Origin of the sequence: Maribacter stanieri, assembly GCF_900112245.1 — a bacterium.
In the GTDB taxonomy this organism is placed as follows: Bacteria; Bacteroidota; Bacteroidia; order Flavobacteriales; family Flavobacteriaceae; genus Maribacter; species Maribacter stanieri.
Genome location: NZ_FOYX01000001.1, coordinates 1,615,214 through 1,633,783 on the forward strand (window position 1 = coordinate 1,615,214; position 18,570 = coordinate 1,633,783).

Annotated in this window: 15 protein-coding genes; 6 read left to right on the forward strand and 9 right to left on the reverse strand. The window is 34.3% G+C overall.

Annotated elements, in window-relative coordinates; genetic code table 11:
• The first annotated feature begins 4 nt into the window (after positions 1–4).
• From BM296_RS06890 to BM296_RS06905, 4 genes are all read left to right on the forward strand, one after another.
• Positions 5–745 (forward strand): undecaprenyl pyrophosphate synthase, encoded by a 741-nt coding sequence (locus BM296_RS06890; protein ID WP_091902375.1) that lies wholly within the window; start codon positions 5–7, stop codon positions 743–745.
• A 4-nt stretch (positions 746–749) separates the two neighbouring features.
• Positions 750–3,353 (forward strand): BamA/OMP85 family outer membrane protein, encoded by a 2,604-nt coding sequence (locus tag BM296_RS06895; RefSeq protein WP_091902377.1) that lies wholly within the window; start codon positions 750–752, stop codon positions 3,351–3,353.
• Positions 3,354–3,456: 103 nt separating this feature from the next.
• On the forward strand, positions 3,457–4,290 hold the full coding sequence (locus BM296_RS06900) for an OmpH/Skp family outer membrane protein (protein WP_091902379.1): 834 nt from the start codon (positions 3,457–3,459) through the stop codon (positions 4,288–4,290).
• 52 nt (positions 4,291–4,342) lie between these two features.
• Complete coding sequence (locus BM296_RS06905) at positions 4,343–4,852, forward strand: OmpH/Skp family outer membrane protein (protein WP_027064905.1); 510 nt, start codon at positions 4,343–4,345, stop codon at positions 4,850–4,852.
• 53 nt (positions 4,853–4,905) lie between these two features.
• Here the strand turns inward: BM296_RS06905 and BM296_RS06910 are convergent, their stop codons facing one another.
• From BM296_RS06910 to gcvP, 4 genes are all read right to left on the reverse strand, one after another.
• Positions 4,906–5,760 (reverse strand): glycosyltransferase family 2 protein, encoded by an 855-nt coding sequence (locus tag BM296_RS06910; protein ID WP_091902381.1) that lies wholly within the window; start codon positions 5,758–5,760, stop codon positions 4,906–4,908.
• Between the two features lie 14 nt (positions 5,761–5,774).
• On the reverse strand, positions 5,775–6,296 hold the full coding sequence (locus BM296_RS06915; protein ID WP_091902383.1) for a class I SAM-dependent methyltransferase: 522 nt from the start codon (positions 6,294–6,296) through the stop codon (positions 5,775–5,777).
• Positions 6,297–6,298: 2 nt separating this feature from the next.
• The gene (locus tag BM296_RS06920; RefSeq protein ID WP_091902385.1) at positions 6,299–7,357 is read right to left on the reverse strand and encodes a 3-oxoacyl-ACP synthase III family protein; all 1,059 of its coding nucleotides are present in this window, start codon (positions 7,355–7,357) and stop codon (positions 6,299–6,301) included.
• Positions 7,358–7,520: 163 nt separating this feature from the next.
• Positions 7,521–10,373, reverse strand: coding sequence for an aminomethyl-transferring glycine dehydrogenase (gene gcvP / locus BM296_RS06925; protein WP_091902387.1), 2,853 nt, complete (start codon positions 10,371–10,373; stop codon positions 7,521–7,523).
• Between the two features lie 129 nt (positions 10,374–10,502).
• On the opposite strand from gcvP, the gene BM296_RS06930 reads away from it, so the two are divergent.
• The gene (locus BM296_RS06930) at positions 10,503–11,336 is read left to right on the forward strand and encodes a UbiA prenyltransferase family protein (protein WP_091902389.1); all 834 of its coding nucleotides are present in this window, start codon (positions 10,503–10,505) and stop codon (positions 11,334–11,336) included.
• Here BM296_RS06930 and BM296_RS06935 read toward each other — a convergent pair.
• Together BM296_RS06935 and BM296_RS06940 are read right to left on the reverse strand one after the other, a co-directional pair.
• Complete coding sequence (locus tag BM296_RS06935; RefSeq protein ID WP_317041481.1) at positions 11,323–11,553, reverse strand: hypothetical protein; 231 nt, start codon at positions 11,551–11,553, stop codon at positions 11,323–11,325. The genes BM296_RS06930 and BM296_RS06935 overlap by 14 nt on opposite strands.
• 2 nt (positions 11,554–11,555) lie before the next feature.
• Complete coding sequence (locus tag BM296_RS06940) at positions 11,556–12,110, reverse strand: sigma-70 family RNA polymerase sigma factor (protein WP_027064898.1); 555 nt, start codon at positions 12,108–12,110, stop codon at positions 11,556–11,558.
• A 75-nt stretch (positions 12,111–12,185) separates the two neighbouring features.
• Between BM296_RS06940 and BM296_RS06945 the strand changes: the two genes are divergently transcribed.
• Positions 12,186–12,539 (forward strand): rhodanese-like domain-containing protein, encoded by a 354-nt coding sequence (locus BM296_RS06945; RefSeq protein WP_143099054.1) that lies wholly within the window; start codon positions 12,186–12,188, stop codon positions 12,537–12,539.
• 28 nt (positions 12,540–12,567) lie between these two features.
• Here BM296_RS06945 and BM296_RS06950 read toward each other — a convergent pair whose 3' ends face one another.
• From BM296_RS06950 to BM296_RS06960, 3 genes are all read right to left on the reverse strand, one after another.
• Complete coding sequence (locus BM296_RS06950; RefSeq protein ID WP_091902391.1) at positions 12,568–12,972, reverse strand: response regulator; 405 nt, start codon at positions 12,970–12,972, stop codon at positions 12,568–12,570.
• A gap of 8 nt (positions 12,973–12,980) precedes the next feature.
• Positions 12,981–16,004 carry a PAS domain-containing sensor histidine kinase gene (locus tag BM296_RS06955; RefSeq protein WP_177214928.1) on the reverse strand — a complete coding sequence of 1,008 codons (3,024 nt, stop codon included), beginning with the start codon at positions 16,002–16,004 and terminating at the stop codon, positions 12,981–12,983.
• A 462-nt stretch (positions 16,005–16,466) separates the two neighbouring features.
• Positions 16,467–18,488, reverse strand: coding sequence for a M3 family metallopeptidase (locus BM296_RS06960; protein ID WP_091902394.1), 2,022 nt, complete (start codon positions 18,486–18,488; stop codon positions 16,467–16,469).
• Positions 18,489–18,570 lie beyond the last annotated feature (82 nt).

Here is an 18,570-nt window from a genome sequence, read left to right on the forward strand (position 1 = left end):
AAAGATGAGCGATATAAACGAAATTGACAAACTTAATGTTCCAAAGCACCTTGCTATTATCATGGATGGTAATGGTAGATGGGCAAAAGAACGAGGTAAACTAAGGGTTTTTGGTCATGAACATGGCGTAAAAACTGTTAGGATAATTGTTGAACAATGCGCTCAATTGAAAATAGATTATCTAACATTATATACGTTTTCAACAGAAAATTGGAATAGACCTAAGATAGAAGTGCAGACACTTATGCGCTTATTAGTGTCTTCATTAAAGAAAGAACTTAAAACTTTTAATAAAAATAATATACGTTTAAATACTATTGGAAATATAGATGCATTACCATCAAAAGCGTACAAGGAGTTGGTAGAGGTTATGGACCAAACAAAGCAAAATACAGGGATGACGTTGACCCTTGCTTTGAGTTATGGTGCTCGTGAAGAGCTGCAATCTATGGTAAAAGAGATAAGTACCAAAGTTAAAAATAATATAATTTCAATTGAAAACATTGACCAAACCATTATTAATAACCATCTTTACACGCATGATTTGCCAGATGTAGACTTGCTTATCCGTACTAGTGGAGAACATCGGATCAGCAATTTTTTATTATGGCAAATAGCTTATGCAGAGTTATATTTTATTGATGTATATTGGCCTGATTTTAGAGAGCATCACTTAGTAGAGGCCATAAAAAATTACCAGAACAGAGAACGAAGATTTGGAAAAACTAGCGAACAACTCACTTAAAGATATGACTAGGTTCATATCTTTGAACCACTTTTTAACCACAATTTTATTTCTAACTACCTTTATTGCTGCCGCACAGGATAATTCCTATGAGGACGGCAAAAGCTATATTTTAGGAGGTTTAGATGTAACTGGGCTGCAAAGCTATAATGAGCAAACGGTAAAAACGTATACCGGGCTTAGGGTAGGGCAACCTATTACTTTGCCAGGAGAGCAAATTAGTGAAGTCATCAAGAAATTATGGGGCCTAGAGCTTTTTAGTGAAATTGAATTCTTCATTACCAATATTGAAGAGAATACCGTTTTCTTAGAATTAAACATTATAGAACGTCCTACGTTAACTAATATTAAGTTTTATGGGGTTAAAAAAGGTAAGATTGAAGGTTTAATTAAAGATACCGATCTTAAGAAAGGTAAGAAAATTACCGAGAGTTTAATTTCAAATTCTAAGAATTACATTGTCAATAAGTATAAAAAACAGGGGTATTTAAATGCTGAGGTTGCTATTGCCACTTCTAAAGATACTCTTGACACCAATACTCAAAGCATGGTGGTCAATGTTAATAAGGGAGACAAAGTAAAGATCCGTGATATTATATTTGAGGGTAATGAGCAATTAGGTGATAAAAAATTGCGCAAAGCTTTAAAAAATACCAAGAAAAAGAAATTTGGTCGTTTTTGGAAAAAATCTAAATATATACAAGAGGACTACGAAGAAGATTTAGGTTTACTGATTGATAAATTTGCCGAAAATGGGTATCGTGATGCTAGGGTCATTTCTGATTCTGTTATTAAAGTCGATGAAAATAATATCGATTTAAAGATAAAAGTTGAAGAAGGTGATAAGTATTACTTTGGTAATATTGATTTTGTTGGTAATACAGTTTATACCGATCGTCAATTAAATCAAGTTTTAGGTATTAAAAAAGGTGATACTTATAACGGTGTATTATTAAGAGAAAGAATTGCCGATAATTCTAAGCCAGATCCATCTGATGTAACAAGTTTATATCAAAACAATGGTTATTTGTTTTCAACTATCAACCCTGTAGAGATTTCTGCAGCGAATGATACTATTGATTTTGAAATTAGAATTATAGAAGGTAAAGAAACCTTTTTAAGTCATGTTACCGTATCTGGTAATGATAAAACTAATGACCACGTAATTTATCGTGAACTACGTACACGACCTGGTCAAAAATATAATAAGGCAGATATTATTAGAAGTATTCGTGAATTAGGTCAACTTGGCTTTTTCGATGCGGAACAGATTACTCCAGATGTTTTAAATGCTAACCCTAATGAGGGTACGGTAGATTTAGCTTGGAACTTGGTAGAGTCTGGGTCTAGCCAAATTGAATTACAAGGTGGTTATGGTGGCGGTGGTTTCATTGGTACTTTAGGTCTATCTTTTAGTAACTTCTCTATTCAAAATTTATTTAAAGGAGAAAAGTACAAGCCAGTACCTATGGGTGATGGTCAAACCTTCGCACTTCGTTTACAAGCGAGTCAGACTTATAGAGTATATAGTTTAAATTTTGCAGAACCTTGGTTAGGTGGTAAAAAGCCGGTACGTTTTAACCTAAGTATGTCAAGAACACAGCAGTTTGCAGCTTCTTATGATACCAGTGGTGATATTGATATTAATAAAGATCAGCAATTTTCTATAACCGGTATTACTGCAGGATTGGCGAAACGAGTGCAATGGCCAGATGATTTCTTTACGATTTCTCACTCTCTAAGCTACCAGTTATATGATTTTAGAAATTACAATATTGGTCTATTCAACTTTGGTGATGGTAAAGCAAATTCTTTAGCATATACTTTTGGTATCTCTAGAAACGCAACACAGGGTGGACGTATTTTTCCAAGAGGAGGTTCTAACTTTGAAGTAAGTGCTAAGTTTACACCACCATGGTCTTTGTTCAGTAATAAAGATTTCAGAGAGTTGAAGAATAGGTCAGAAGAATTGGAAGAAGAAAAGAATTCTGTTGGGTTAAGCGCAGCTGATCAATCAGAATTAGAAGATTTAGATCAAGAGAGATTTAGGTTATTAGAATACTATAAAGTAAAGTTTAAAGGAGATTGGTATACAACCTTGGTAGATAAATTGGTGTTGCGTAGTAATGCTGAATTTGGTTTCTTAGGCAGTTATAATAGTGCTGTAGGTAATGTTCCTTTTGAGCGTTTTTATGTTGGAGGTGACGGTTTAGGTAACTTTACTTTAGATGGTAGAGATGTAGTTCAATTAAGAGGTTATGACGAGCAAGCAGTAACGCCATATTCTGATGGCGCAACTTCACCAGATGGTGCATTAATTTATAATAAGTTCTCATTAGAATTGCGTTATCCATTAACATTGAAGCCTTCTGCATCTATCTACGGATTGGCATTTTTAGAAGGTGGTAATTCTTTCAACAATTTTCAAGACTTTAATCCGTTTGAATTAAAACGATCGGCCGGTGTGGGGCTGCGTATCTTTATGCCAGCATTTGGATTGTTGGGTATTGATTTTGGTTACGGATTTGACGAAGATCTTGTGCCAACTTCTGCAGGGCAAGGGCCAAGCGGATGGCAAACACACTTCATCATTGGTCAACAGTTTTAATTTTCTTTGAATAATAATAATCGTGCTTAGTGCTAATCCTTTAATTTTAAAAGATTTAGTAATTTTGGCACGATATTTTCTATAGGATTAAACGACATTAACAATGAGTACAAAAACAAAAGTTCTTTTATTAGTTTCGGTCATCTTCATGACAATGCAAGGGTTTGCCCAAAGAGGGGTAAGAATGGCTTATGTGGATATGGAGTATATCTTAGAGAATGTTGAGGAGTACAGAGATGCTACTGAACAGTTAGAGACAAAAGTGCAACGTTGGAAGGTAGAAGTAGAGCAGAAGCAAAGTATTGTGGAGCAGATGAAGAAAGATTTAATGGCAGAGAAAGTGCTGTTAACTCCAGAGTTAATTTCTGAGCGTGAAGAGGAAATTCAAATTTTGGAACGCGAAATGATCGAGTATCAACAAGATCGTTTTGGTCCACAAGGAGATTTGGTATTACAGAAAAGAAGGTTGATACAGCCTATACAAGATCAAGTGTTCAATGAAGTACAAAAAATTGGCACGAATAAAAAGTATGATTTTATTTTTGATAAATCTGCGGATGTTGTAATGTTGTATTCCGAAAAAAGACACGATATTAGTGATTTGGTCTTAAGAGGTATTGCTAGAACAAGAAAAATTAGCAAACCTACAAAGAAAGCAAACGACCGTAATAGGTTAGATGATTTTGATGAAGAGGAGCCTGAAGTTATTAGTGAGGCTTTACAAGAGCGTTTAGATAAAGCGTCTGAAGCTGCTGAGACTAGAGAAAAAACTGTAGAGAATGCGAAAGCAGAACAATTAAAATTGCGAGAAGAGCGTAAGAAAGCGTACGAAGAAAGAAGAAAGAAGTTGTTAGAAGAACGCGAAGCTAAGAGGCAAGAAAAATTAAAGGAAAGAAATAGCGATACCGAAAAAGACGATAATAACGGTACTATTTAAATAGGTTTAACAACCGAAAATTAATACTCAAAATTGAATTAAAATTACACTCATGAAACAAGTAAAACAAATTGTGGTAGCCTTATTGTTGTTCGTAGCAACGACAAGTTTTGTAAATGCCCAAAGTAAAGTAGCTCACATTGACGTTACTCAATTATTATCTGCAATGCCAGAAATGAAAGCGGCAGAAGCTGAGCTTAAAAAATTACAAGAAACTTACAATGCCGATATTCAGGCTTCAATGACAGAATTGCGTAACAAGTTTACACAATACCAAAACGAAGCTGCAGCGAAATCTAAAGAAGAAAACGATAAGAGAGCTGTAGAATTACAAGGTTATGAAAAGAATATTGGTGATGCACAACAAGCTGCTCAACAAGAATTCCAAAAGAAACAAGCAGAATTATTTGCTCCTATTTCTGAGAAAGCAAAAGCGGCTATTGAAAAGGTTGCTGCTGCACAAGGTTTTGACTACGTAATCGATGCGCAAGCAGGTGGTGGTTTAATCGTAGCGAAAGGAAAAGACCTTTTGGCAGATGTTAAGAAGCAATTAGGTTTCTAAATAGAAACTAAGATTATAAAGAAAAAGCCATCTAATTATTAGATGGCTTTTTTTTATGTTTTAATTTTTCTTTTAATATTCGTCCATCGAAGGTTTCTAATAAATTCTCCTTCTTCTTTAGTTACTAAGTAGGTAGCGTTGCTCTTTGCAGCATTTAAATACCCTGTCATATTATTCCAGAAAGATGCTACGGACTTATTTTTTAAAGCCATTTTTATTGAGGCAATACAAGTTATTAAAAATCCATAACGCATAGTATACATTGCTTTTCCTTGTAATCTTTTAGCATTGGGGTTATAAGCTTTACCAGTGGGTCTTAGATGCTTTATTTTAAGTGACGAATCCGTTTGTATTTGAAAGCCGTGGTACTTGGCTAAAAGCTCATCTACCGTATCCCATCCCATTGCGCTTTTTAATCCTCCTATGGCTTTAAAACAAGCTTTAGAGTATGCTTTGATAGCACCTCTTACGTGATCTTTGTCCATCGGGTGATTCATAACCCAGTCTCCAGATTCTGTTTGCTCATATATGAAACCTCCACAAATACCTAAATTTGGACTTGCTTTAAAATGTGTGCCAATAACCTCAAAGTAATTATTAGGCAAGATTAAATCGGCGTCTAGTTTTACTATGAAGTCAAAATTATCATCCAATATTTTAAGCCCCTTATTAAAGGCATCAACAACTTTGCTACCAGGCATGTGTTGTGTAGAGGAGACTGAATTAACTTTAGTGAATATAGGGTCCCTAGCAATGTATTCATCTATAATGTACTCAGTGTCATCAGTAGAATTATCATTGACCAGAATTACTCTTTTGGGCAATTTGGTTTGTAAAAGAATAGAATCTAAAGTGCTTTTTAGAAAAGCCTCTTCGTTATGTATAGGAATAACTAAATAGTAATCCATAGTCAAGTGTTCTATTATTTCCTAGTTGCGTAAACAATATAATACCGTGAAGTAAATAAACGTAATAAAGGTCTTAGTCCAATTTTTTTGACAGGATTGGTCCATTTCATTGAATCTTGTATTTCCCATCCAGCTTTTTCTAATAACCAATCAAATTGCCAGTCTTCAAACTCATGATAATGTCTGTCCCATTTATCTGTTTTGCTTCTGTATGCAGGGGAAAACCATAGTTTTAAAGGAATACTTGCAACTAATTTTTTAGATTTAGAATTGGATAATAAATGTAATGGGGCTAAAAGGTGTTCAAATATTTCGAAAGCCGTAAGTACATCAGCATCTGTATCAACAACAGCGCTAAAATCTACATCTAAATCTTCCCCTGATGTATTGGTTACTTGGTAACCTTCCTGTTGCATTATTTTAGTAAACGGGTTATGTACACCTAAATCTAAAATAGATTCATTGGTATCAATGTGCTTACGTAAGAACTCAAGTGTATGTTTGTAACGTTTGTTTGGAAAGCTGTTTTCGTACATGTTTAGATTCTGTATACCATTGCATTGACGTTCATTCCGGCGCCAACACTAGCAAAGATAACAACATCTCCCTTTTTAACTTCCTGATTTTCTAATTTACCGTCTTTTACGAGGTCAAATAATGTAGGTATAGTAGCTACAGAGCTGTTACCTAGTTTAGAAATACTCATGGGCATAATGCCTTCAGGCATTTCTTTGTCGTAAATTTTATAGAAGCGTTTTACTATGGCTTCGTCCATTTTCTCATTTGCCTGATGTATAAAAATCTTTTTTACTTCGTCAATTGAAATACCACTATTATCTAGGCATGTTGCCATTGCAGATGGTACGTTGGTAACAGCAAATTCATAGATTTTTCTACCATGCATTTTAATGTAGAATTTCTTTTTCTCATCTTCCTTGTCATAAGCTTCTCCAAAAAATAGAAAATTAGCTTCATCATTTGCATAAGTAGCAGACTCATGTGATAATATTTCTCCACCATCATTAGATGCTTCAACAATAGCAGCACCGGCACCATCAGAATATATCATAGAATCACGATCATTATCGTCCACTATTCTAGATAGGGTTTCTGCACCAATGACCAAACATCTTTTTGCAATACCACTTTTAATGAATGCATTGGCTTGTATCATACCTTCTAGCCAACCTGGGCAACCAAAAATTAGATCGTAAGCAACACATTTCGGATTTTGTATCTGCAATTGATGTTTAACTCTAGTGGCTAAACTTGGTAAAGTGTCTCCTTGAATATATCCATCTTTTAAATCCCCAAAGTTATGGGCAACGATAATGTAGTCTATGGTTTCTTTATCTACCTGTGCGTTTTCTATAGCTTTCTCAGCTGCAAAAAAGGCTAAGTTAGATGTAGTATATTTTTTAGGTGCATATCTTCTTTCTTCAATGCCGGTTATAGCCTTGAATTTTTCAATGATTACCTCATTATTATGTTTAAAAGAGGAACCATCTAAATTTAAAAAATGATGATTATTAAAATCTTTATTTGAAATTTTTAGGTCTGGGATATAGCTTCCTGTCCCTGTAATTGATACGCTCATTTTAAAATATTGAATTGTAACCGAAATTTATGAAAAACGGGAAGATTATTTTATGCATGCATAGTAAATTTTACGATGGTCAATGTGCATTTCTTTAAATTGTCTTCATTAAAAAAGCCTTTTCGAATTGTCGAAAAGGCTTGTTATTATAGGGTTGTGACGTTTATTCAGCTTCCATGTAAGCCTCAATTGGCGCGCATGTACAGATTAAATTACGGTCTCCATATGCGTCGTCTACTCTGCGTACCGATGGCCAAAATTTATTTTCAGCAATATAGGGTAGTGGGTAGGATGCTTTCTGTCTAGAGTATGGAAACTGCCAATCATCTGTAGTAGCCATTTCTAAAGTATGTGGAGCATTTTTAAGTACGTTGTTAGGTTCGTCTATATTAGATTCATCAATTTCTTCTCGTATAGCTGTCATTGCTTCACAGAATCTATCTAATTCTGCTAGACTTTCGCTTTCTGTTGGTTCTATCATTACAGTTCCTGCAACTGGAAAGGAAACCGTTGGTGCGTGAAAACCATAATCCATAAGACGTTTTGCAATGTCCGTAACCTCAATACCATTCTTTTTAAAAGGTCTGCAGTCTAAAATCATTTCATGCGCAGCTCTTCCCTTTTCACCAGTATATAAAACCTCGAATTTACCTTCAAGTTTATGCTTTATGTAATTAGCATTTAGAATAGCAATTTTTGTTGATTGTGTTAAGCCATATTCACCTAGCATTTTAATATAGCCATAGGATATTAGACAAACCAATGAGCTTCCCCATGGTGCTGCTGATATCGCAGTAATGGCATCTTTGCCACCGGTTGAAATTACCGGGTTGCTTGGTAGAAAAGGAACGAGCTGGGGAGCAACACATATTGGACCAACACCTGGGCCGCCACCTCCATGAGGAATAGCGAATGTTTTGTGCAAGTTTAGGTGACATACATCTGCGCCAATGGTTGCAGGGTTGGTTAAACCAACTTGTGCGTTCATATTGGCGCCATCCATATAAACTTGACCACCATGGTCGTGAATTAATTTTGTAATCTGCTTAATTGATGATTCAAATACACCATGCGTAGATGGGTATGTAACCATTAACGCCGCTAATTTATCTGAATGTAATTTTGCTTTTTCTTCAAGATCAGCAACATCAATATTTCCTTTTTCATCGGTTTTGGTAACTACAACTTTCATTCCTGCCATAACAGCAGAAGCAGGGTTTGTACCGTGTGCAGATGAAGGAATTAAACAAATGTTTCTTTCTGATTCTCCTCTAGATTCATGGTAAGCTCTAATTACCATTAAACCTGCGTACTCTCCTTGTGCTCCAGAATTTGGCTGTAAAGAAGTATCTGCAAATCCTGTGATTATAGAAAGGTCTTTTGCAAGCTCACGCAATATAGTTTGATATCCTTCTGCTTGGTCTACTGGTACAAATGGGTGAATATTACCCCAGTTAGACGAGCTTAATGGTAGCATTTCACTAGCGGCATTTAATTTCATTGTACAACTTCCTAAAGAAATCATACTATGGTTTAATGCTAAATCTTTGCGTTCTAGTTTTTTAATGTAACGCATTAATTCCGTCTCAGAATGATAAGAATTAAAAACCTTATTCTCCATAAAGGCGCTAGTGCGCTCTATATTTCCAGATATAGTAGTTTTATTCAGTAGACTGGAAACTTCTTTGGAAGTTTTTCCAAGCGCTTCAGAAAATATGCTAATAATCTGATTAAGATCTTTCAATGAAGTGGCTTCATTTACAGCAATTGAAATAGTGTCATTGTCTACATAATAGAAATTGACTTCGTTTGCTTCTGCAATTGGGCGTACTTTGTTCGAATCTGCCTTAACGGTAATTGTATCAAAATAGGCGGAGTTAATTTGATATAACCCTAAGTTTTCAAGCGCATCTACTAATGTTACTGCCGTAGAATGAATTTTTGAAGCTATATATTTTAATCCTTTCGGACCATGATAAACACCATACATTCCTGCCATTACTGCTAATAAAACCTGTGCAGTACAAATGTTAGAAGTTGCCTTGTCTCTTTTTATATGTTGCTCCCTAGTCTGCAAAGCCATTCTTAATGCAGGCTTTCCATCGGTGTCTTTTGTAACCCCAATAATTCTGCCAGGAATACTTCTTTTGAATTCTTCTTTGGTTGCAAAAAATGCAGCATGAGGACCGCCATAACCTAAAGGAATACCAAAACGTTGAGTAGTACCTACAACTACATCTACCCCAAATTCCCCAGGAGGTGTTAATAAGACCAAACTCATGATGTCTGCAGCTACGGCTACTTTAATATCATTTTCTTTTGCCTTGGCTACGAATGCAGCATAGTCATATACTTGCCCGTATTTGCCAGGGTATTGCAATAAAGCACCGTAAAAATCAGCGCTATATTTAAATTCCTCGTGGTTACCTATTACCAATTCAATTCCTAAAGGAATAGAACGAGTCTTTAAAAGAGATAAGGTTTGAGGTAATATTTCTTCTGACACAAAGAATTTTAAAACATTGTTCTTCTTTTGGTCCCGACTTCTTACATCAAAAAGCATGGTCATAGCTTCCGCTGCTGCCGTACTTTCATCTAATAAGGATGCATTTGCCAATTCCATTCCCGTTAAATCGGAAATTATGGTTTGGAAATTAAGAAGTGCCTCTAACCTTCCTTGAGCTATTTCAGCTTGATATGGAGTGTAAGCCGTGTACCATCCCGGATTTTCAAGAATATTCCTTTTAATCACCGACGGAATTAAACTTTCATGATAGCCTAAACCAATATATGTTCTAAATACCTTGTTCTTTTTAGATAAAGCTTCGGTGTGTGCAAGAAACTTATGCTCACTCATTGGCTCATCTAATTTCAAAGGCTCTTTTAGGCGAATATGTTGTGGAATGGTCTCAAAAATAAGTTGCTCGAGATTTTCAACACCTACCGTGTTAAACATGGTATTTAAATCTTCCTCCCTAATGCCGATATGGCGTAGTGCAAACACGTCAGTCTTCATAGATACTATTGTTATATAATGTGTAAAATTACCACTTTTATGTGTGTAATTTGGTGTAGAAGGGCTGCCATATATTGAAAGTTTTTAACCAAAACAAAGGGTTATAAACACTTTAGCTATTTTTGTTTAATGACCATAGTCAAAAAGATTTTTAATTTTTATTTGGATGCTAGCATTCATGTTGCCTTGGGGGTATTTTGTTTGGTACATGTAACTGCGCTGACCTTAAACATTACAGTTCCTCAAGAGTTGTATTTTTTTATTTTTTTTGGGGCTATTAGTTGCTACAATTTTGTGAAATATGGTGTGGAAGCAGAGAAGTATATCTTGGTAGCTAACACGTATCAAAAGATTATTCAATTTTTTAGTTTTGGTTGTTTGCTTGTTGCTGGTTATCAGTTGTTTTTTCTGACGGAGAGAGTATTTGTAGGATTATTGGTTTTAGCCGCTATAACCGGTCTTTATGCATTACCTGTATTACCTAAAAATAAGAATTTCAGGAGTTTTAGCGGATTGAAAATTTTAATAGTGGCAGCCGTGTGGGCAGGCACAACCGTAATTTTGCCAGTTATTTCTCAACTAGATGTTATTTCTTGGAACGTGAAGATTGAGACGGTTCAACGTTTTCTTTTTGTACTGATACTATTAGTTCCTTTTGAAATACGGGATTTAAAATACGATAGTGCATCTCTTAAAACATTACCTCAAAGGGTGGGGGTAAAAGGGGCAAAAAGAATAGGGTATTGTTGGACAGTGCTTTTTTATGCAATTACATTCTTAAAAACAGATTTAGATATTACTCACATAATGGTGAAAACAATTCTGTTTGTAGTTCTAATGTTGATGATATTTAAAACAGAACTAAATCAAAAGAAATATTTTTCTTCATTTTGGGTAGAAGCTATTCCTTTACTTTGGTGGGTGCTTTTTGTTATAAGTATAAAGTATTCTATTTTGCATTAGAGAAAGTTTCTTTCATTTTTCTCTTTTCCTCATCAGATAATACCGTAAGTTTTGCTTGATTACAAAGCGATGTTAATTTTTCATTTTTTGCACTATGTTTAGCGCATGTCTTACACATGGTAAGATGAAACTTTAACTGTATTTTTTCCCAAACAGTTGCTTCTCTATACTGGTGTCTGTTGCAAATATTTGCAGCTTTTTCACAAGAAATCATCATAATTAAAACCAATTTTGATTTAAACAACCCATTAAGCCGGTTCTGGCCCTATGTATCATTACCCAAAGGTTAGACGCATTAATTCCTAAAGCATTACAAATATCTTCGGTTTCCATACCTTGAATTGTTTTCATGGTAAAAACCTGTGCTTGCTTTTTAGGTAGTTTAGATATGCAATTTTGAATGGCAAGACCTAATTCCTCGTTTTCAAGATTGTCATTTTCAAAATTGCTATTAGGATCTGCAATGCGTTCTTCCATCCAATCGCCTTCTGCATCGGTTTGCGAGCTATAGCTCATACGTACCTCTGCTTTGCCTTTTTTTGAATTAATTTTGCGGTAATGATCAATTACTTTTCGTTTTAGAATTGCAATTAACCATGTGCGTTCCGCTGCATCACCTTTAAAATTTTTGGCAGATTTTAATCCCGCTATAAAAGTGTCTTGTACAAGGTCTTTTGCAATTTCCGAATCACTAACTCTAGTAACCGCATAATTGAACAGGTAATCTGCATAGAGATCTACCCACTTATCTGGATTAAGTTTGTGTGTTTCCATTTATTTTTTCTGCATTTCAAAAGTAACTGAATTTTGTTTATTATGGTTACTTTTGGTAACGTAAACACTATAACTATGAAGAATTTATTGTTTTTTGTTCTACTTATAAGCGCCCAATTTACACATGCGCAAATGGAGTCGCAACCAATTACAGAATTTGCTGGGTTTGATTCATCAACAGAAATATTAATTGATGTAAGAACACCTGAAGAGTTTGCAGAAGGTTCTATTGATGGTGCTTTAAATATTAATTGGCTTTCTGATGAATTCAATAATCAGGTTGCAGTGTTGGATAAAGATAAGAAGTTGTATGTGTACTGTAAAAAGGGAGGAAGAAGTCTAAAGTCTCAGGCTAAATTAAAAGAGCTGGGTTTTACCCATGTTATTGATTTAGAAGGAGGGTATGACGCATATTTTTCAAAAAAATAGCTAAATGCTAAAGGATTAAAGCCTTAGTTCAATTTTTTATTTCTGACAGAATTTTTGTTAACTGATTTTCACGTATTGGTTTAATAATATAATCAGAGACTTCACTTATTTTTTTCGTCTTTTCAAAATCTACCAGGTCAACAGATGATGATAGTACGTAAATGGTAATCTTCTTTTTAATTAGTGATATGGTTTTTAAGTATTCATCCATAAAACGGTAACCATCCATTACTGGCATATTTATGTCAAGAAAAATGACATCTGGTAATTCTTTGGGGTTATCCATATTTGCCTTAATAAAGGTCATTGCTTCTGCCCCATCAGTAAAGGGTGTAATTTTTCCTACTGATGGTTGCGCCTCTAAGGTGTGAAGTATAGTGTATTGAAATACATCATCATCGTCTATAATACAAACACTTATATTATTATCCATATAATCTTTTAATTTAAGGTGATGATAAATGTAGAACCTACATTAACCTCACTTTTCACTGAAATTGAGCCACCCATTGCTACAATTTGCGCTTTTGTTAAAAATAAACCTATTCCCTTTGCATCTGGATGTTTGTGGAATACTTTGTTAAGTCCAAATAATTTGTCGCCGTGACTTTTCATGTCAATACCTATGCCATTGTCCTTGAACTCTAGTACTGTTTTTTTATTTACCAATTTAGAGGTAATGCAAATTTTAGGAGATCTGTCTGGAGATCTATATTTAATCGCATTGCTAACTAAATTAAGAAAAATACTTTCTAAATAAATAGGGTTGTACATTACATTTTTCGCTTCAGAAAATTTATGTTCTATAAAGGCACCTGTTTCTATTAATTCTGCAGCTAATATTTCTTTGGTTTTGTGTAATGTATGCTCAAAGGATAAATTTTCTCTTTTGTGAACTGCATTATGTTTTATTGTTATAGTTTCAATTAGAGCATTCAATGTTTCTGTTAAGTGGTCTATTACAGTTTCGAACTTTTCAAAGATTTCTATTTTCTTAGTTTCACTAGTTGTATTTTTATACATCCCTAAAAGCGCGTTCAAATTACTTACAGGAGATCTTAGGTTATGTGATGTTATATGATTGAACTCTGCTAATTGTTTGTTTTTGGAAGTTAAAACCATTGCAGAGGCTTCTAGGCTTTTATTTGTTTCTAGAATTTTTTGTTGTGCCTCTACTTGCTCCGTAATATCTTGGCTAGAGCCCATTAATTCTACAACATCGCCATCGTTATTAAGTAGCACCGCACCAATAATTTCTATGGTTCTAACTTTGCCGTTATTTTTTATAATGCGGTGTTGAAACTTGTTGAACTTTTTCGTTCTAGAAATTTCTTGACTTATGGCAATAACTTTTTTTCTATCCTCTGGGTGTACCCTTTTTAAATATGTGCTAAAATTAGGGGATGTTTCTGGGTCAAAATCTAGAATCTTTAGAAGATTTACTGATTTTTCCATCACATCATTTACAACATCCCATTTCCAATGACCTATGCTTGAAAGCTGTTCTGCAAAATTTAAAAGTTGGTTTTTCTCTAGTAAATCTTGTTCTCTTTGAATGCGATATGTTACATCTTGTGTTGTCCCAACTAATTCAATTATATTTTCATCATCATCCATAATAATTTCAGCCATGAGTTCTATGGAGCGAATATCACCGTTGTTCATTAAAATGCGATACGATAAAACGGAGTCGCTATTTTTTGTTGCGATAATATTTTCAATTTGAGCAACGACTTCGGCAGAATCATCTGGGTGTATTCTAGATAAAAATAAATCTATATCTATGGGGGAATTTGGATCTAGATCGTAGATTTTATAAAGATTGTCTGACCATTTGGAGACGCTTGTATTTGGATTCCATTGCCACGACCCCATCATTGCCATTTTTTCTGTGAAGGAAAGTAAATGGTTTTTGTCTTTTATTTCCTGTTCAGTCTTTACACGATACGTAATATCCTGTTCAATGCCTTTTAAAGAGGTGATTTCCCCATTTTTATCCGTAAAAACCTCTCCTACAACTTCTAATGTTTTTATTTCTCCACTACGTAATTGTATCCGATATTGGGCTTTTGCAATATTTTTATCCCTTAAGATCCTTTCCTTAAAATCTTCAGTAAAACCTAAATCATCTGGGTGTACGTAAGATGAAATTAATTCTATATCGATAGGGGATCCAATTTCTATTCCGTAAATCCTATAATGATTGTCTGACCAATTTATTTCACCGGTATTGGGGTTCCATTCCCAAGAACCGATATTTGCTATTTTCTCAGCATTATTATATTGTTGATTTTTTTCTAATAGTTGTATTTCTTTCTTCTTAATTTCCGAAACATCTTGGCAGGTGCCAGACATTTCTAAAACCTCACCCTTTTTATTGCGAATTATTTTACCAATAGATTTAATGGTTTTTATACTGCCGTCGTTTAATTGAATTTTATAAGTTGATTCAGGAAAAACACCGGTTTGCATAGCGTTTTCCAAATTTGAAATAACTCTATTTCTGTCATCTTCGTGAACAAAGTTTATATAGGTTTCAAAAGTTAATGGCTTTTCTTTGTCATGGCCATAAATTGCGTGAAGATTATCTGACCAAAAAACTTTATTGGTGGGTGTATCCCATTGCCAATACCCAATCATTGCCAATTTTTCTGCAATATTTAATTGTTGGTTTTTCTCTAAGAGTTCTTTTTCTTTTTTTTCTCTGTCAGTAATATCTTGGCAAGTGCCAATCATTTTTATGGGTTCTCCGAAATCATTGGTAATTACCATGCCAATAGAGCGAAGAGTTTTTATCGTACCATTTTTTAATTGAATGCGATAGTTAGATTCTGGAAACTCTGTCGTTTTTAAAGCATGATCAAACTTTGAAATTGTTTTTTCTTTATCATCCTTGTGAACATAATCTAAATAAACGTTGAACGATATAGGAGAATCTTTCTCATGCTCAAATATGTTATAGAAATTGTCTGACCATTTTACGGTATCCGTCGGAATGTCCCAATCCCAAGACCCTGATTTTGCTATTTTTTCTGCATAATTAAGCTGCTGTACTTTTTGAACTATATCAGATTTTGCACTATTGGGTTCAGTTATATCATAAGTTGCTCCATAAAGTATTATAGAGTTTTCATCTTTCTGAAAAGGTTGTACTGATGTTCTTAAATTTCGAACATTACCTTTTACTGTTATAATTTCATATTCTAATTCAAATGGCGCGCCATTTTCGATAGCTTTTTTATGGGATACTAAAAGTTGATTTCTAGATTCAACATCTTTAAATTGACCATACATGTTTTCCGTAGTTGGAATGTAATCATTAGAAGCTTCATGTATTTCTTTTAGAACATAGTTCCAGCTTATATTATTGGAATTTACATCATATTGAAACATTCCAATTTTAGCCACACAACCTGTGTTTGCTAAATCTTTATCTGTAGGGGAAAGAGTTTTCTCTTTACTCATTTCAATTAAGAGTTTGTACATCAGCGAATAACACTAAAATAGAAATGGGGAACGTGTAAAATAAAAGTGTAGCTAATTGGCTACAATATAATTAATAATTATTTGATTTGCAGAAGGTTTGTGAGTTAATTGAATTCTATAGTCAGATATTCCAATGTCTATACATTTAATCTTAGTTGCGGGTATAGAGATAATATGAAGGTGAGACTTAGGGTTAACCTATGGAGTGATTTTTTATTTGTTCTCCGTAGATGTTTAACCACATAAATTTCAGTGATTTTAGAGTTTATTTATGAAAAGGAGTTTAATCTGAATACACCTTTTTAATATTTTAATGAATTAGGTAGTTTTTTATGTCTTGTACTAAATTAACCTGATATCGATTCTGAATTGTATTCATAAGCCAATATCAGGTTGTTTTTTAATTTTTATTCAGAGATGTTAGATAATTATACAATTGTACTAGTCCAATAACCCAGCTCTTTCTAGCAATGCCTCAACCTTTGGTTCTGCTCCTCTAAATCTTTTGTAAAGTTTCATTGGGTTTTCGGTACCGCCTTGCGAAAGAACGTTGTCCTTAAATTTAGTGGCAACTTCTTTATTGAAAATTCCCTCTTCTTTAAAGTATGCAAAAGCATCTGCATCTAAAACTTCAGCCCATTTATAGCTATAATATCCAGATGAATATCCTCCTTGAAAAATATGGGAGAATGCTGTACTCATACAAGTTTCCGGTGTTTCAGGGTAAAGGCTCGTATCTTTAAAAGCTTCATCTTCATGAGCTTTAACGTTGGTTATGCCTGTAGGGTCAACACCATGCCAAGACATATCTAATAATCCGAAGCTTAATTGACGCAAGGTTTGCATTCCTTCTTGGAATGTGGCGGACTCTTTTATTTTCTGAACCAATTCCATTGGTATAGTTTCTCCTGTTTCGTAATGTTTGGCAAATAACTCTAATGCTTCCTTCTCATAACACCAGTTTTCTAAAACCTGACTAGGTAATTCTACAAAATCCCAAAATACAGATGTTCCGGAAAGACTAGGGTAGGTCGTATTAGCAAGCATACCATGTAAACCGTGACCAAATTCGTGAAACAAGGTGGTTACTTCATTAAAAGTCAGTAATGATGGCTTACTTTTTGTTGACGGAGTAAAGTTGCACACGTTAGATATATGCGGACGCACATTTTCGCCGTTTCTTTTCCATTGGCTTTTAAAGGAAGTCATCCATGCGCCACCTCTTTTACCTGCTCTTGGGTGAAAATCTGCATAAAACAATGAAATGAAATTTTTATCGGTATCGTAAACTTTATAGGTTTTTACCTCGTCATGATATTTTTCAATGTCGTGTACTTCTTCGAACTGTAAATCGAATAAGTTTTCGGCTACTTTAAAAACACCGTTGATTACATTCTCTAGTTTAAAGTAAGGTTTCAGTTTCTCATCATCTAAATTGAATAGCTCTTGCTTTAATTTTTCAGAATAATAACTGCTATCCCATTTTTCTAAACGGTCAATATTATCTAGTTTTTTTGCAAAATCTTCTAATTGCTTAAACTCACGCTCTGCAGCAGGTTTGGCTTTTGCCAGTAATTCATTTAAGAAAGAATGCACTTTCTCTGGTGTCTGTGCCATACGCTCTTCAAGAACAAAATTAGCGTGTGTTTTGTAGCCTAATAAATTGGCTCTTTCAAAACGTAATTTTGCAATTTCAAGAACATTTTCTTGATTGTCTAATTCGTCATTATGAAATGCTTTACTTCCAAATGCCATAGAAAGCTCTTTGCGTAACTCCCTATTTTTAGCATATTTCATAAAGGGAATGTAGCTAGGGTAATCTAAAGTGATCATCCAGCCATCTTCTTTACCTTTTGAAATGGCTAATTGTGCTGCGGCTTCTTTTTCTCCTTCTGGCAACCCGTCTAAATCAGCTTCATCTGTTAGGTGCAATTGATATTTATTGGTTTCAGCAAGTACATTCTCGCCAAAAGTCAATTTCAATTTGGCAAGCTTTGCATCTATAGCTCTTAAGCGTGTTTTCTTTTCTTCGGATAAATTGGCTCCGTTTCTACTAAAGCTCTTGTATTTTTTATCTAAAAGTGTGTTTTGTTCTACCGTAAGGTCTAAACTATCTTTTTGATCGTAAACGGCTTTTACTCTTTTGAATAACGCTTCGTTTAATGTGATATCATTACCAAATTCTGAAAGTAAGGGAGAAACCTCTTGCGCTATTTTCTGAATCTCCTCATTTGTTTCTGCGGAATTCAAGTTGAAAAATACACTTGATATTCTGTCTAATTGTTGACCAGAAAACTCTAAGGCTTCTATGGTGTTTTTAAAAGTAGGAGCATCTGTATTTTCTGTAATGGCATCAATTTCTGCTCTTGCATCTTCAATAGATTTTAAGAAAGCAGGCTTAAAGTGCTCATTTTTTATTTGTGAAAAAGGAGCGGTATCAAAAGGGGATAATAATGGATTCATATTTCAAGTTCAAGTTTAAGGGTCAAATTCAAGACCGCTTAAATAAATTAAAATCAGTTTTACTCGATAATCGAGATTTAAA